Source organism: Microbulbifer maximicatervae (SeqCode), assembly GCF_052467615.1.
In genome coordinates, this window is record NZ_CP174319.1 from 2588960 (window position 1) to 2606188 (window position 17229).

Annotated in this window: 11 protein-coding genes; 5 read left to right on the forward strand and 6 right to left on the reverse strand. The window is 46.7% G+C overall.

Annotation, left to right across the window (positions count from 1 at the left end; genetic code table 11):
* The first annotated feature begins 309 nt into the window (after positions 1-309).
* The 3 genes from ACJJIM_RS11550 (at position 310) to ACJJIM_RS11560 (ending at position 5855) form a co-directional block, all read left to right on the forward strand.
* Positions 310-2445: an acylphosphatase gene (locus ACJJIM_RS11550; protein ID WP_444913371.1), complete on the forward strand. Its 2136-nt coding sequence runs from the start codon at positions 310-312 to the stop codon at positions 2443-2445.
* A gap of 964 nt (positions 2446-3409) precedes the next feature.
* A complete protein-coding gene (locus ACJJIM_RS11555) occupies positions 3410-4030 on the forward strand; it encodes a hypothetical protein (protein WP_444913372.1) in 621 nt (206 codons plus the stop codon).
* A gap of 520 nt (positions 4031-4550) precedes the next feature.
* Positions 4551-5855: a patatin-like phospholipase family protein gene (locus ACJJIM_RS11560; protein WP_444913373.1), complete on the forward strand. Its 1305-nt coding sequence runs from the start codon at positions 4551-4553 to the stop codon at positions 5853-5855.
* Positions 5856-5899: 44 nt separating this feature from the next.
* Here the strand turns inward: ACJJIM_RS11560 and ACJJIM_RS11565 are convergent, their stop codons facing one another.
* Positions 5900-7579, reverse strand: coding sequence for an NAD-dependent malic enzyme (locus ACJJIM_RS11565; RefSeq protein ID WP_444913374.1), 1680 nt, complete (start codon positions 7577-7579; stop codon positions 5900-5902).
* 282 nt (positions 7580-7861) lie between these two features.
* Here ACJJIM_RS11565 and ACJJIM_RS11570 point away from each other — a divergent pair, with 282 nt between their 5' ends.
* Complete coding sequence (locus ACJJIM_RS11570; RefSeq protein WP_444913375.1) at positions 7862-9829, forward strand: DUF3604 domain-containing protein; 1968 nt, start codon at positions 7862-7864, stop codon at positions 9827-9829.
* 32 nt (positions 9830-9861) lie between these two features.
* Here ACJJIM_RS11570 and ACJJIM_RS11575 read toward each other — a convergent pair whose 3' ends face one another.
* Positions 9862-10311: a GyrI-like domain-containing protein gene (locus tag ACJJIM_RS11575; protein WP_444913376.1), complete on the reverse strand. Its 450-nt coding sequence runs from the start codon at positions 10309-10311 to the stop codon at positions 9862-9864.
* A gap of 104 nt (positions 10312-10415) precedes the next feature.
* Positions 10416-11369, reverse strand: a complete 954-nt coding sequence (locus ACJJIM_RS11580; protein ID WP_444913377.1) for a helix-turn-helix transcriptional regulator — start codon at positions 11367-11369, stop codon at positions 10416-10418.
* 1046 nt (positions 11370-12415) lie between these two features.
* Between ACJJIM_RS11580 and ACJJIM_RS11585 the strand changes: the two genes are divergently transcribed.
* The gene (locus ACJJIM_RS11585; RefSeq protein WP_413662424.1) at positions 12416-12751 is read left to right on the forward strand and encodes a hypothetical protein; all 336 of its coding nucleotides are present in this window, start codon (positions 12416-12418) and stop codon (positions 12749-12751) included.
* Between the two features lie 98 nt (positions 12752-12849).
* On the opposite strand, the gene ACJJIM_RS11590 is transcribed toward ACJJIM_RS11585, so the two are convergent.
* From ACJJIM_RS11590 to ACJJIM_RS11600, 3 genes are all read right to left on the reverse strand, one after another.
* Entirely contained in the window at positions 12850-14433 is a 1584-nt protein-coding gene (locus tag ACJJIM_RS11590) for an alpha/beta fold hydrolase (protein WP_444911024.1), read from the reverse strand.
* Between the two features lie 658 nt (positions 14434-15091).
* Positions 15092-15793, reverse strand: a complete 702-nt coding sequence (locus ACJJIM_RS11595) for a YopT-type cysteine protease domain-containing protein (protein ID WP_444897692.1) — start codon at positions 15791-15793, stop codon at positions 15092-15094.
* Positions 15794-16557: 764 nt separating this feature from the next.
* Positions 16558-17196, reverse strand: coding sequence for a LysE family translocator (locus ACJJIM_RS11600; RefSeq protein ID WP_444911025.1), 639 nt, complete (start codon positions 17194-17196; stop codon positions 16558-16560).
* Positions 17197-17229 lie beyond the last annotated feature (33 nt).

A 17229-nucleotide genomic window follows, 5' to 3' on the forward strand; every position in this document is an offset into this window, starting at 1 on the left:
GAACAGCAAACAACCAGCCCAACTCCTTAAAGTAGAAACGAGCTTTCAACAGCATCCCATTGACTACAATCATACTGCGCCTACCGATATCCAATTGAGAGAATCTGGCTAAGGCTCCACAAGAATCATCCTGCATTTCGCTGTTCAATCTTATCGACGCCAAAATGTTAGCAAGCTTGCCATCACCCAATTCTTGCGAAGTGGTCTCAGATACTATGACGAGCGGCCTGACTCTCGGCAGGATACTTGCCTTTTTGATTGCATTTCTCAGTTCAAATCTCCCATCAATGCAATGAATAGTGTTCAGCCATGACCCAAATTGTTGAAAACCTCAATGCCAAGCAATCACCCTCGTTCTCCTTAGATAACCTGCTAAAAAGCGACCTCTTTGAGCGTGAAAATAGCTATCTCGATTCGAAGTATTTCGGAATGAAAGGAGAAATTAATCAGCTGTTGATTACTGAAACAGCCAAAGATATGGGAATGCAGGTCGACTACTACTCCAAAGATTTATACAAGATTACATATCAAGGAAAATATGTACTCTTTTGTGGAAACTCTGCACTGGTATCTGAGGCCTATCGTGCTTGCGCTCAACAGAAGCATCTGACGAAAGACTTGCTTGCTAGGAATGGTATCCCCGTGGCAGCAGGTCGGGTCTTCGACGATATCAAAGCTGCAACAGACTATTTCTCAACACTTCACTACCCTGTGGTCATAAAGCCAGTTACGGGTAGTCATGGCCGGGGTATTACCACGGGGATCACATCGGTCGATGCATTGCAAGATGCTTGGAAAACCGCCAGCGCCAAATCAAATAAAATAATCATCGAGCGTCATATCAGTGGCTGCGACTTAAGAGTGAATGTTATCGGGGGATGCGCGGTGTCTGCTTGCCTGAGAATTGCTCCCAACGTCATTGGAGATGGAACGCATAACATCAACGAACTAATCTCGGAGAAAAAAAACAACAAAAGCAAACGCAATCCAAAGTATCGTGTGGACTCGGAGTACATACTCAGAACAGAACTGCTGGATGTGAATGGTATTTCCCGTGAATATGTGCCTGCTGAAGGAGAACGCATCTGGTTGGCGGGCGTAGCAAATATTTCTGCGGGAGGAGAAAGTATTCAGTTATTGGACAGACTCGACACTGAGGTCATTCAGGTTGCAGAGCGTGCGGCCAATGCATTTCCTGGGATTTACTATGTTGGAGTGGATATTATTGTCCCTGACAACTCCTCCGAGACAGCCAGCTCTCCCTATGTGATCGAAGTTAATACAAACTCTGCAACCTCAACACCAGTTTTTCCTGATTTTGGTAAACCGATCGACCTCCCAAGGCTACTTCTGGAATATCTATTCAGTGCCTCCGGGCCAGCCCGCACCATTCAGCACGCTGAGAAAGGCCAGTATTGTCCCGAGCTCCACCCTATACGACTAGCGGCACCATGGAACTATCCATTCTACACACCAAGATTCCGAAACCGACAAAACGCGCTGATCAGCTTGGCTGCATATAAATACGATTTGAAGCCCTACAACATCAGCACCAGTATCTCTGGTATCGTATACGGCGACAAACATGTCTTGTTTCATCAATCGACCCCCGATGTTGTGCCTCAAGTTGCGCGTCGTGCCTGCCTAAACCGTGTATTACGAAACAAGAGGCTAAACGAAGCAGGGATCAATACGAGCTTGACTTCATCCACTCATGATCCTGGTAAAGTGCCTTCTCGGCTCCGAAAATTTCGTGCCCTTACCATTGGCGGACAGGTTGTTGCCGCATTGGAAAGAGGGATAGAGCCAATCCGCAATTATGAAAGTAATAACATTGAGACACACCAACAGCGCTTCGGAGAATTTTTTCGCGACGTCAGTGAAATATTGCATGCAGATTTCGCATCAATTGCGACCCAATCTGTAGAGGCGCTATTTAATCCACTAATTGCGGGAGTCGACATAGTCGCAGAAGACATTAGTCGGCCATTACCCTCTCAGTACTGGATGGTAAGCCAAATCACATGTAGCCCCTCGCTAGATTGGCATTACTTTCCCACTTATGGTGTTGGGCGCGATGTCGCCTCGGCATTGCTACTGCAACTCTTTCCCAAGTTGGAACAAACCATAGTTCAGTTGCAGCACTGGAGAATCAGGGTCAAAGGAAAAGTTCAAGGTATTGGATATCGAAAGTGGGTTCAACGTTCAGCATTTAGTAAAGGCATCGTCGGAAAGGTATTGAATAGACCGGACAAAAGCGTAGAGATATGGGCGCAGGGCTCTCATACCGCCCTTGCCGCGTTACTTGACCAATGTGCATATGGCCCACATGAAAAGCCAAGCTTCGATATCGATCTGGAACCTCTCCCCATTACCGAATATCAAGGCTTTCGGGTTGATCGCTCAAGTTCTGCCGCACATCCTGGAACTTCGTTGAAAGAGTGAAGCTCCAATGACCGTCAACCACTACTCAATACAATGAAGCTGGCGCATGTATCCGCCTCAGACCGACGCTATGTCGCGTAGCCTCACCGTTTTGGGAGCTTCTTGCCCGAGACTCAAATCAACCGGGGACACCGCCATCACTTAGCTTCTCAGGAAATCATCACGACCCTCAACGCCCCCCTTGTTCCTGTAGCAGCAGCAGAAAGCTTGAACGCCGTGTATTTCTTTCACTCTCCGCTTTTAGTAATAGCCCGCGTCCTGCCTGAAAAAACCTCTCAGAAAATGCAATAAATAAATACCCTCCGCTCAAGCGAAGCTGTTTACCTAAGTGTTTCGAAGCTGCTACATCACTGAGAAAAGCTGACAGAAGTTCTATCCCACAAGCCAGAATTATTTGATAAACGCGCCAAGGCGAAAAACTATAAAAATCAATCCAACTAACCCACGCTATTTGGTAGTTCTAATCGGCCTTATATTTACTAACCACTACCAAAAGGCACCAACCACCTGTAGCAATCCCCGCCCTTTTAGTCGAGGAGGATTTTAAACCACAGCCCTTTGCTTTAAGATCGCTTGAAACAACTGATTAGGAGGTTTTTATCAAGCCGAGTGGCCAGTTCTATTAATTAACCCAGCCTTTTAGTGAATAGAAATATAATTAGCCACAAAGCTACAATCTCACTTTTTGCAGTAATAGCCGCCATTGGATAGACCACAGCCGGCGAATGGAAAATAAATAGGCCAGCACAATATAGGTCTTTGCTGGAAAGTGCAAAGCGCATCTAAAACATCTTTTCTTTCAAAAGGCTGCGCATACTTTTTGTCTGAAAACTGTCAACAAAATGTAACCAAAACTCCAACTGGATTATTTACTAGCTTTCAAATGAATTCACTTTAAGCCTTAAAATTTTGACACCCCTGAGTATCAGAAAGCCCTAATCCAAAAACCCTAAGGAGGTTTATCATGGAAATGAACTTTAAAGATAGAGGATTTCTCTCAACGTGGCATTTAAATATGGTCACCTTTGATAGAGAAGATAACCTGTGGTGCGTTGGAACTTCAAATAATATCGGAAAGTGGAATTCAAGAACTTTTGGCCTCGTTGACAAAAAAGAGTACAACCAATCCTGGGATTCCAAAATGATTGCATTTGACAAGTCAAATGCAATGTGGGGTGTTGGGACTAAAGGTAATCTTGCCAAGTGGAATACCACCACTGGAGCCTGGGAGGAACCAGACATTGAAAAGCCCTGGGACCTAAAAATGATTGCCTTCGATAACACTGGGGAAATGTGGTGTGTTGGCACTGAGGGCAATGTAGGCAAGTGGAACCCAATTGACAACAAGTGGGATGATCAAGGGGATCTTGGCGGCTGGAAACTGGATTGGATTGCCTTTAGACCTGGTGACCCAAGAGGTGATATCTACTGCGTGGGAACCAAGGGGAACCTGGGACTCTACGACCCCAAATTTCCGAATGACACTTTCCATATTGCATCCAATTTTGAATGTAAAAGTCTCTATTTCCATGAAATATTTGGGTACTGTGTCGGTACTGAAGGCAATATGGGTGTCTCAATTTAATAAGCAATAACTTTATCTGCTGGAAAATAGTCATTATTTTCAAGCTATTTGGCTGCCCCACCCAAAGTGCTCCTCTGAGCCTTTTTGGGTGGGGCGTGGTACTTATCAAGTAAATAATCCAACAACTAGATACTCCCCTAACCAAACCATTTTCCAACCAATAAATGAAGCTCTCAGTGCGTTTCAAGAGCTGGACAAGTGGACCTCCCACTTCGCAGTGAAGGGAAGCTGTTCTCGCAAATGACATCGTCCTCCTGAACGACTCACCCTCAGTCTCCATCAGGTAAGCACCACGCCATTGCATCGACCATGCCAGTAAGTACGAATCCTGCTATATCTCCAAACACAGCCACAGCGAGATATCTCGTCGTTTAATGAGTCAAGTAGTATTCAAGGGGGAAAGCAAATAAAGACGACTAGATACTATGACGAATTTGATCCTGGGTGATACCCTGGCTTTTTCACCAACCTGCACATAAGTTATCTAAAGTAGATCGCTGTCACACTACGGAAAGCCGACATGCAAAAATCGCCATGGGTTGAAAACGCCATCGCAAAAGCGGATGCACACTGGCAGGCATCCAAGTCCACTGTTGAGGGCAAAGTATTCAGTGATGTACAGGACAACCAGGGCCTTCAGTATGTCGATATCGTGATGGAAGGTGGCGGTATGCTGGGGATCGCCCTGGTGGGATATACCTACATTTTGGAAAAGGCGGGAATTCGGTTTCGCAAAATTGCAGGAACCTCAGCGGGCGCCATTAACGCACTCTTCTTGGCGGCGGCCGGTACACCGAGCACTGGCAAGAGCGAAAAGCTCTTGAGTATCCTGGCCAATGCGGACTTTGCCAGTTTTGAAGATGGCGAGCGCTATGCGCGCAAAACGGTACAGCGCCTGCTCAAGGGCAAAGGCTTGATGAGCAGTTTGGCATTGCACCCCTTCGATTCTATCCGCACCTTGCGGCACCTGCTCAGACATAAGGGGCTAAATCCGGGAGATACCTTTACCCTGTGGTTACAAACGGAGTTGAAACAGCTGGGCATTACCAACACCGCACAGCTCAACCAGAGAATTAACCAGTTCCCACAGCTTCTGTACCGCGGCACACCAGATCACTTGATAGGTAGCGGCGAGGTTGCCCTGGTGGCAGCGGATATCACTACAGAGACCCGCGCGGTATTTCCAGCCAAGGCGCCGCTCTACTTCGATAATCCGAGCGCAGTAAACCCCGCGGAGTTCGTGCGTGCCTCCATGTCGGTACCCGGTTTCTTTAAGCCCTACACCGTAAAGGGCATCCCCCAATTAAGTGAGTGTAATACTGTCGCCGAGAATTGGCGCAGCATTAAAGGCATCGGTGATCCCAAACGTTTTTTCCGCGCTGGCTTTCCCAAAGATATTGAATTTGTAGACGGCGGCCTTGTCTCCAACTTCCCTTTCGATATCTTCCATAAACCCATAGGCACCCCCAAATTGCCAACATTTGGGATCAAGTTGGAAGTGGATCTGTACCAGCCAAAATCAGATAAGGTAGGAAGGTTTGCGATGGGGCTGATCAGCACTTGTCGCAATATGCTCGACAACCATGTGCGCGCGAGCTTGAACGCGGAATACCATGCGCTGGTAAAAGAAATCCCCATTAACCCCACCGATACCGGAGAAAACCCGCACTGGCTGGATTTTTCCATGCCGGACCACCACTGCGAACACCTGTTCTTATCTGGCGTCAATGCAGCAATTGAGTTTTTGAATCAGGGATTCCACTGGGAGGATTACTTGGTATTGCGCCAGCCGGACTCCTTCTATACCGGGGAAAAGCTGGCTTAAATGCAGGCCCGAAGCGATAGTCGCAACGGGCCCAGCGCTCTTATTTAGAAAGAGCGACGACGGTAAGAGCGGTAATCTGCACGCCAGAAGTTACGCTCTAGCAAACGCTCTAGATGCTCGCGGCTCACCTTGGGCGCAACGCCATCCAATTGCGCCTGGGCAGCCACTGCCCTGGCAATATGCATGCTCACATCGCGAATATCATTCAGATGTGGCAATAAGGCACCCTCGCCATCTTTCACCACCGGCGCCTGCTCTGCCAGGGCGTTGGATGCTGCCATCAACATACTGTCAGTCACTTTCGAAGCACCGGAAGCAATCACGCCGAGGCCAATGCCCGGGAATATGTAGACATTGTTACATTGCGCTACCGCATAGTGATGGCCATCGATTTCTACCGCTGCAAAGGGGCTGCCGGTAGCCACCAAAGCCTCGCCCTTGGTCCAGCTGAATATCTCAGTTGGAGTCGCTTCAGCACGGGAAGTGGGGTTTGACAGTGGCATCACCAAAGGACGGCGGTGCCCCTTGTGCAAAGCTTCGATTACTGGCTGGGTAAACAAGCCACCCTGCCCCGAAACACCAATCAGGATGCTGGGCTCAACATTGCTGATCAGCGTCTCAAGATTCCAGCTGGACACTCCCTCGTACTTGCTCGGGTCCTGGGCCAGAGCTGCCTGGAAGTCGTGCAGGCCTTTCATATCGGAAGTCACAAGCCCATAGCGATCGAACATAAAGATCTGTTCACGAGCCTCGGCATCGGATAGACCGGCCTGCACTTTTGCACTGACGATTTGCTCGGCAATACCACACCCTGCTGAACCGGCACCCACGATCGTCACCTTCTGCGCGGCGAGGGTTTCTTGCCAGGTCTTGCAGGCAGCCAGGATAGTACCCAGTGCTACAGAAGCCGTGCCCTGGATATCATCATTAAAACAGCACAGGCGATCGCGATAGCGCTCTAACAACGGCGTGGCATTGGTTTGGGCAAAGTCCTCAAACTGAACCAATACCTTGGGCCAGCGACGTTTTACCGCTTCAATAAATTGCTCCAGGAATTCATCGTACTCTTCCTGGGATATCCGCTCATGGCGCCACCCCATATACATGGGATCATTCAGCAAAGTGCGGTTATTGGTGCCAACATCCAAGGTGACAGGCAGGGTATAAGCTGGGCTGATACCGCCACAGGCGGTATACAGAGAGAGCTTGCCAATAGGGATACCCATGCCGCCGATACCCTGATCACCCAACCCGAGTATCCGCTCGCCATCGGTCACCACAATGACTTTGACATTCTCTTTAGTGGCGCTGCGCAGTATATCGTCGATATATTCCCGGTCCGGATAGGAGACAAATAATCCCCGGTGGTTGCGATAAATACTGGAAAACTCTTCACAAGCTGCACCTACAGTTGGGGTGTAGATAATCGGCAGCATCTCTTCCGTATGATGTTCGATCAGATAGAAGAACAACGTCTCGTTATCGTCCTGGATTCCCCTCAGGTAGATATGTTTTTCCAAGCCAGTCTTACACTGCTGGAATTGGAGGTAAGCGCGCTTGGCCTGCTCCTCAATCGTCTCAACGGTATTCGGCAGAAGACCGACCAAATTAAATTCGAGACGCTCTTCCAAGCTAAATGCGCTGCCTTTATTGAGCAGTGGTATTTCCAGTAGGGAGGGGCCTGCGTGGGGGATGTAAAGTGGACGCTTTTCGTTGTTACTCATATGCCTGCTTTTGCCTATCGCCCGAAGCGATGATTATTGCGTAGCCATATTTCAATATGACTGAATTAGCCAACCATGTTCTTGAAGTTGCATAAATGTGCTAACTCAACTGGAGCCGAAGACTATCTATTGTGCCGATAGATAACAAGGCCCCCAGTGTGGCCCAATTCGCGAATAAACAGAGTCGCTCAACTATGCTAGCTGTAATTTATCTTCCCTTCGCAACGAATTCTTTTACGTTAAAAAGCGATCCGACACATTCAGGAAATGGAGCCGCCATCGATGCACAAGAGCAAAGCTGGATTAACCCTGTTCCTCTTTATTCTTGTACTCAGCCTTTATAGTTGCAGTAAAAAGTCCGACGGAGATAAAAATACAAATTCAAACGCCCGACAGACAGAGGGCGCCACTCCAGAAAAACAACGGCCGCTCACGGCGATGGCACCGGAGATAGAGGCGGAGCTGGAAGCCCAACGGGACAGCAATAAACGCATCGCTCGCAATGTCTATTTTGGCGACACACATGTCCATACTGGCTGGTCGGTAGATGCGGGGTTGGATGGCGCAATTCTTACTCCCGATGACGCCTATCGATTTGCCCTGGGAGAAACTGTTACCTCCAACAGCGGACTGAAAGCCAAGCTCAGCCGCCCTTACGACTGGTTCATGATCACCGATCATTCAGACGGTATGGGAGTTATCAGCGAGATCGTCGATGGCAATCCGGAAATGATGTCCAATGCCACCTTGAAAAAATGGCATGAGGCATTAATTTCAGGCAGCGAAGAAGCGACCAATGAAGCAAAAAGTGAAGTCATCGTGCTTCAATCAGAAGGCAAACTGCCCGAGCAGGTAATGGACCCCAAATGGATGAAATCCGCCTGGGAAAAAACTGTTGAAGCCGCAGAGAAATATTACAAACCCGGAGAGTTTTCTACCTTTATCGCCTTTGAGTGGACAGTTAACGCCGATGGTGGCGACAACCTGCACCGCAATATTATTTTTCGTGATGGCGCAGACCGCACTAAGACCCTGCTTCCCCTAACTACCTTTGATACTGAGAACCCGGTAAAACTCTGGGAGTGGATGAAAGCCTACGAAGACAAAACCGGCGGCCGGGTCCTCGCCATTCCCCACAACGGCAATATGTCTAATGGCCGTATGTTTATCGAGCGGCAGTTTGATGGCTCCGAACTCACTCCGGAGTGGGCACAAATGCGCGCCCGTTATGAACCCCTTTATGAGCTGGTACAGGTAAAGGGACAAAGTGAGTCCCACCCTGCCCTCTCCCCGGAAGATGAATTTGCCAACTGGGATCTGTGGGATAGAGGCAACCTGATCTTAAAGCCCAAGCCCCCCGGAGCCCTGCAATACGAATACTGGAGGGAGGCACTGAAGTCTGGCCTACGCCTGGAGGAGAAGCTGGGCACCAACCCTTTCGTGCTAGGCGCAAACGCAGCTACCGACACCCATACCGGGCTTTCGACACCGGACCAGGACAACTTCTTTGGCAAGTTCAAGACCCTGGAACCCAGCAACAAGGAGCGCTGGGCATTTCCCCTGCTCAAGGGGGTTGGTGGAGAGTACTTCGGCTGGGAACAAGCTGCCTCAGGCGTTACGGGAGTCTGGGCCAACGAGAATACCCGGGAGGCAATATGGGATGCGATGTACCGCAAAGAGACTTTCGCCACCACAGGCCCCCGGATCTCAGTTCGCTTCTTTGGAGGCTATGACTATAACGATGGGGATATTCACGGTGATCTGGTCGCCAATGGCTATAAAAAAGGCGTACCAATGGGCGGGAAACTACCTCAAGCCAGTGAGGGACAGGTACCGACATTCCTTATCGCAGCACTGAAAGACCCTGAGGGTGCCAACCTGGACCGTATCCAAATCATCAAGGGTTGGCTGGATAGCAGCGGACTCACCCGGGAAAAGATCTTTAATTTGAAATGGTCTGGAAGCCGTAAGCTGGATACCGAGGGAAAACTACCCCCAGTTGGGACTACTGTGGATATGAAGACGGCGGAATACACCAACTCCATCGGCTCCCCTCAGCTAATCGCGGTATTCAAAGATCCCGACTTTAACCCCAAGGAAAGAGCCGTCTACTACCTGCGCGCCCTGGAGATACCCACACCCCGATGGACTTTATTTGACAAGGTACGCTTCGGTATTGAAATGGATGAAAAAGTACCCCTTACCCAGCAGGGGCGAGCATTCAGCTCGCCAATTTGGTATTCACCCTAGAGTCAAATAGCCCGAATATATACGCGATTCAACTACTTGATGGATATGGCTATCTGGACCTCGTTTCCATCCACATACTGCTCAAAATCTGTGGTGAAAGCTCGCTGATGGGGGCAATCCTCCGCAGCGAAATAACTCCAAACCTCGCCCCACAATTCAATGGCGACCTGAGGCATTTCCCCTTTGGCTGAAAACATCAGGTATTTGCCGGGCAGTATTTGAATCGACTTGAAATCCTCAGACATATCCTTCGACAACATATCTGAACATGCATAGACATCAAAAAAACCGTTATGGTCAGATTCGTAGTTGGAGTAAACACCAAATACCTTAGGGTTGCCCCTTAATTTAGGGGCCGCCTCTGCGCCGAAGCGCTCCCACATTGGCGTTATCTTTGCTGTTTTTGGGTCAGACTCATTGGCGTTCTTAGTGCGGGTATAAAAACCCACTAATTCCAGGCCTTCAAATTCTCTAACTTCCATTTCTGTGGACCAATTATTTAGTTATTCGTAGAGTGCCGAATACTATAACAGCTCTCCGGGAACTGACTAGGCGCATACGGTCACAAGAAATCACAAGTAACTTTTCAAGCTGACTTTACGGATTTCTGCCTTACCTCTGAAGGGGGGTACCCATACATCGATTTATAAAGCTGGGTAAAATAAGATTGACTTGAGAATCCGCTCTCCAGAGCTATATCGACTAAACGCTTATTGGTAGTCTTCAACTGAATATCAGCATGTTGTAACCTACGTTCGTTAATCCAAGCCTTTGGTGACTCAGCCTTAAAGACTTGGCCAAACTTATTCTTGAATGATGTGAGACTCATCCCAATCTGTTTAGCATAATTTGCTACAGACCAGTGCTGAGTAGCATTTTCCTCCATAAATCGACGGAAACGCTCGTTCACCGGATTAACCTGCCGAAGCAGCTCGTCAGCTAAGCGACAACCGCAAGCACCCTTCAGCTTTAAGAGAAGTAATTCTTCCAGCTTTAAATAATTCAAACTCTCATCATTTAACTTGCTAAATGCACTCAGTGAATCCAAAGTAAAGCGCGTGAGATCACACTTTGGAAAAACAAAAGGCCCGCTTTTGGGGAGCGTTGTCACGCTGGATGCAAGAGCATTCTTTGCTTTAATCAGTACGCGAGTGTGTCGCTCATAAAATCGTGTCAGCATGACCGGGCTGATACTCGCACAGATGATTATTAGGTCTTCTCCCTCAGACAAATTATCAACTGTAACATGGCTCATTTCACTCGATAGCCAGATCTCCCCCGAAGCCATAGGGAATTCGCAAGCATCACTATTGATATCAGCAACACCTGAAATCACCATTGTCAGATTAAAATCTGAAGAAAACCCAATTGAAACATTTCCATTTGGTGAAACAAGTATCTTTTGAAACCGAAATAAGTCACCTAAATACTGACTTTCAAATAAGACATTTTGCCTTATGTGAGTGTCCAAATCCTTTTGGCGAGGGGCAATCATGGAATTCACCACTAAATTTACTTCTTCTGTATCTTTACGCTTCACCTGACTCAGCTGAAGCCATGCTCCAATCACGACACTTTTGTTTCCACTGTGCTCAGGGAGCACTCATCAAGAGATCCGTGCACGGGGTGTGTGGTCACCAAGGGGGAGACAAAGCCGCTTTCGAGTTCAGCCATTAAAACTCACAATCGTTGAATTGAGCGTTTGAAGAATCATTTGAAAGGCGGATACAGCGAAACTATTTGCAGGACTAAAGTGCCAACCTCTTTGGGAAGGGCAACTTTATTAGCCAGGATAAGGGGGAAGTCTCGTAAATTAACCTATAAACAGGAGCATACAATCCTGCACTACTTACCGGGCCCTTCCGAAAAATTCAATTATTCTTCATGCACGACAAAGCAAGTAGACACCCCAGTGCACCCTTTACATTTATTTACACTACCTTAAACGGAACAAGAAGAGTCTCTGAGAGTGAGGGATTGTGAGGTTTAAGCATCGCCTATTCTATTAGAAATAGTGTCACCATATGAAAATTACTGACTTAAAAACTCTAAGTATTCACTAGTAGCCCGGTAATGAGAGACCTCAGGTATTTGGCAAAAGATATCTAAAGCAGACCCCATAACCATCTACAGGCCTTGTAAATTATGGAAAACCCAAACAATTTGCCTGATTAAGTCCCTCACTCTGGTGTAATCACCCAAGAACCGCTAGGTAATCACAAAGATACTGCCGGGTAATGCAGCTGTTAACTTAACTATCTTTAAACTTAATAAACATTTGATTTGTACCAGGTATGATTTTTTTCTAAAATGTGGGAAAATACCCCTTAACAATACCCCTCGGCTCTTCATGACAGACTCTGCACCAAATAGGTGCCATGGAACCAAGCGGAATATTTATTGATAAATTGAGAGAAGTTTTATATATAAACTATGCAAGCGGATAAGATCATACCCATACTTAACTTCTATATTTCAACTATAGGTTAGTATTTATCAAGATCTTTTCTGTTAACTCTTTAATTTGCCAGTATTAGCAATCAGCAAAACACCCTAAACCAATAAACTCTTAAGCCTTTGAGATTTATGTCAACTAGTTACTCTAAAGAATTGAATCGGCTTGCCCAACTTATGTGGGAGCAAGAAGCGGAGTTGGAGCTTAAGCCCCAGGAAGAGAAAGAAGCAGCCCCTGAAAAGTCCTCAGTCAACAACGCTCCTAATGACGTTTTTTGGGGTAAATGGAAAGGGCGATATATCGTGGTAATGCGCTATATATCGGGTAGAACAACCTCCAATGTTAAACTCCCCAATATATATGCCGATGAGGCCGATGCCCGCTCTGCCGCCCTCGATATCATTCGAAAATTTCCAGAAGCATCTATTCGCTATCTTTCAGCTAAAGAACTGGCTGTTTACCTATAGCCAACCCTTAAGAGCTTAGTTGTTGGTTTTTGAGCAGGGTGGCTGCGCCGCAGAGCCGCCCTCCCTCTTATTATTTTTATAGACATCACTATCAGCGATTAATGCTTTGATATAAATTGACGAACCTCCTCCACAAATACATTGGAAGCAGGCTCCCGCCCCAGGAGTAAGTGACCGTCGCTATTGAGACCAACAAATCGAGCGCCAGGTATAGCAGAAGCAATTTCACAGCCCGTCTGAACAGGAATACGCTGGTCCCCTAGTGAATGGATCACTAAAGTGGGCACATTAATCTCTTTGAGCTTGTCCCGCACATCAATACTGCCAAAAACCGATAGGAAGCGGACAGCATTTTCCGGCGAAGTAGTCAGCCGCTGAAACTCATTAAACCACTCTAATTCGCTGGCATTCGCGCTTGGCATAAATGTCGTGGAAAAAATCTGCCGATAAGCAGGGTTATCCTGCCCCCAGCCCGTCGCTGTCAGGGTCATTACTGCTTCGCGCTCTTTTATCGTGGCCTCACTGGCACCTATTCGCCAACCTGCGTGATAACCCCCAAACAAAATCAGCTGCCTAACACGCTCTGGGTGTCTTACTGCATATTCAATAGATACTGCCGCTCCTTGCGATATACCTAGCAAAGTAAAGTTATCAACTTCACAAGCATCGACGACTGTCTCAAGGTCTGTAACAAACGACTCAAAAGAGATATTTTCAACTTCCCAATCCGACAGGCCATTCCCACGCTCATCGTAACGAATAAACTGGTGGTCGACAGAAAGCTCCCGAAACAATGGACTCCATATGGGAGAGTCCCAGTCATGCTCTAAATGACTCAACCAGTTTGCGGCTTTAACTATAGGAAGCCCCTCTCCCATCTTGGCATAGGCAATACGCACACCATCGCTGGCCGTACAAAACTCAACCTTCTGTTGAGTTAGCAGTTTACGCCCCGTAGCTAAATCATCACCGGATTTCTGAACTACCGACTCACCAAGCCTGCAGGGCGACCATGTAATGCCTGCTTTGCGGAATCTGTCAGCAAGCCTTGTCCGTTCAAACTCCACTTCACTACTCAATCCCGATGAACTCAACAAATGCAGTAACTGCGTTGCAGCGTTTGGGTTATAGGGCTCCAATGCCACCCAGCTGCGGGCCCAAGTTAACTGGTCCGGTATAGGAACGCCCGGGTGAGAGGACAAGCGGGACAGCACCCTCCCTTGCAATTGAACAATCTCTTGACGTTCAGACATCAACCACCGTTGAAATAGTTCTTGATCGGGCAGATCGATCCCATCCAGGAAAGGCTCCTGCAGCTGTCGATGGATATCTTCCAGCTCTGCTGCCAAAACGCCGGGGGAATCAAGCTTAAGTGCTATTTCGGCAACATCAATACAAATGCCTTCCGTATCCAAGCTGACACGCTCTCTATCAGCAATGAGGCGCTCTATTTCTGGGTCGTTGACAATGGATCGAATTTTACTCAAAGACCAGCGCAGGGAGGCGCGCGGATCGTCGGGCAGCTCCCAGAATATCTCACATAAGCGATCCCTCCTGTGAGGTCTCGCAGCCAACAGTAAGAAAGCCAAAAGTGCTCGAGTTTTTCTTGAGGGTGGTAGATTAACTGGGCTGCCATCACGGGAGACAAGAAGGTCGCCCAGCATTTGGATTGAGATTCCCATTGATAAGTTATTAACCCCTGAAATGTAAGGTACTAGCAGTTCTCAGAGAAAGGCGCCGGTGATTTTCTCAAGGATAATTGTCAGCTGCAAACACCGCTCGCGAAAGATGTGAAACCCTCTGCCAAAACCGCTTATTCCAAGTCGCTTGGCAATGACAGTATAAACGCCGCTGTGAGGCTTATCCCTACCACCAAAAGCGTACTTCGCTAGGCTTCTTTGAGGGCCTAGACTGAAATTGAAAGATTGGACTAATCCGATAGCCTCTTCAAGAGATACTGAGAACGCCAAAAATAGACCCAAGAAAAGGGCTGAATAACCCTGAGCCAGGCGAACATATCATCGGCAACTATAAAAAGTAGAAAAAGTATTGAGAGGCCAAGAGAACATATTGAAAGTGAGTTAAAAACCTATTTTTACAAACTCAAAAACTATGTCAGCGCGAGACTTATAATTCAGGCGAATAACCGGAGTTTTGACTCACAAAGGCCTTTCAAAGTTTATGCTAAGACACGTACGAAAAACGGAAGGCCAAAATAAAAACTGAATAAGCCTAAAGTAGAAGGGAGAGCGGCTCCTCTAGGTTTACAACCCGTAGACACCCTACCCAACTATCCAACGTGCTCTTCAAATGCGCAAGCGCTAACTCACAAGCCCTAATTTATCTGTCGCTATGCACAAAGATATCAAATCCCAGAGCCCTTGAAGTTCTATACAATCTAGAATCACTATGATAGTGCTCATACCACTTTCTAAATTGTGAATATTTAAGAAATTTAAACTCACCCTTATTAGGATCAAAAAAATAACTTACTTTATCAGCAGATGGCTCAACACGAAATGCCATCGCATGTCCCCAACCAGTACCAGCCGTCCTTAAGACGCAGTGGATAGTATTGGACTGCTGCTTGAAGCAGTCTTTGGATTCAAGAACATCAAAAGATGCTGCGAACTGATCGTTCAACGAAGGACTTTTCTTTTTCTGTGCAATACCGCTACCCGCCTGCCCAATATTGCGAAATCCCTGAGACTCCAAATATTGTTTAGTCTCCTTAATCATCTCATGAGATGTGCTAGGCCTACCCTCACTTCCATTTGCAAACTTAAATCGATACATAGAGGCGAAGCGCTGGGCGACCACCGCTATTTTTGTCTCATCGATACTATTACCAGTCGTTAGGGCATCCTGAAGCCCCGACTGAAGGGCTTTACTGATCCAACTAACTGACAGAGCCTCACAAATCCCACCCTTGGTATGTGGATGCTTTTTGGTGATTTTTGAATAGCTTCCCTGACTGAACTTCCAGGTTAACTGCCCGCCGTAATTGGACGCACTTGCATCACTATTCAGTAAACTTGGCATTTTTTATCCTCACATCACAACCGAATATTCGGCTTTATTTATATTATCCGGGCTTTATGCAAACAATGTGCAAATTTAGTAATTAATTATTATTAGAAAAAATATCACCCGAACATTTCCTTTAAAAACCACGACAAAAATTCAAAGACTACACCTCAACCGATCAACTCATCACAAGAAAGTGACAAACAAAACACTGAGGTATCACCCAACTTTAAGGGAACCTTAAAATTAAAACGCAGCTTAGCAATGACTATATTAGTTTGAATGGTCGAAAATATAACGTTTTCAACATGCTATATTTTTAGAGACTACAAGTCCACGACAAGCGATCAATGTCGCCATCAGGCAAAACAACCACAAAATAATTACTGTTATTTAAAATTCACTACAGGCAACAAGGTATTTCGGTTTACTAAATAGAGACTGGTTTTAAATATACTTATCAGTACAGCAATTTAACTAAACACCCAGTTAATTTTAAATCAACACATTGACTTAATTACCCTCGGTAAACAGGCAGCAATCAGCACCTTCCGCTACACCGCATAACGTACTCAAAAGAGACATAAACAAACGATCAGAAGAAAGAATCAATGAACTTGGATCAAAAAGGCTAAAGAGCCACTACATCGTGGCTCTTTTTTGTCTCGGAGGGATATTGCTATTGTTGTGCTCCATACCTGCCAGGGGAAGCTTTAACCTAGGGCGGAAGGAATAAATACTGGAAGCCCTGGAAACAACATCAGTTACACGAGAGAATCTTAAGTATCCTGGCGAACCACTAAACTGCCAAAACCAATCAATAGGCCACCACTAAAACGCTGAACCCATCTTTGCATATTCCCACCAATGGAAGCCACTTTCCACTTCGACAACATAGTCGCAAGTGCCAGAAACCACAGGAATATTATTGATGCATGAAGTGAGACCAGCAGGAAAGCCTCATAGTAACTAGAGCTGCCAACTGAGATAAACTGCGGAAAGGCCGCGAGATAAAACATCGATACCTTGGGGTTAAGAATCTGGGTTAGAAAGCCCTCGCCAAAATTTCGGTATGAGTTCCCAGGAGCTGCTGTAATTGGTAACAATTCATCCCCTGTATCCTTCACCGAAGATTTTGACAGCGTGGCTAATATCGTTTTCACACCCAAATAAACCAGGTAGGCAGCCCCAAGATATTTGATAATTGTATAAACCTCAGACGACTGCAATATAATCGCCGACAAGCCCAAAATTGAAATGGCACCATGGGCAAATGTTGCTGAAACCAGCCCCAAAATATTCTCTACTCCCGGCCTCAGCCCCCTACTAGCTACTGTTTTAAGAATCAGGACGCTGTTCGGCCCTGGTGAAATAACCAACAAAAGAGAGATTGCAGCAAATGCGAGGATTTCACTCATAACAATAAACACCTTAAAGAAAGCCAGTGGATA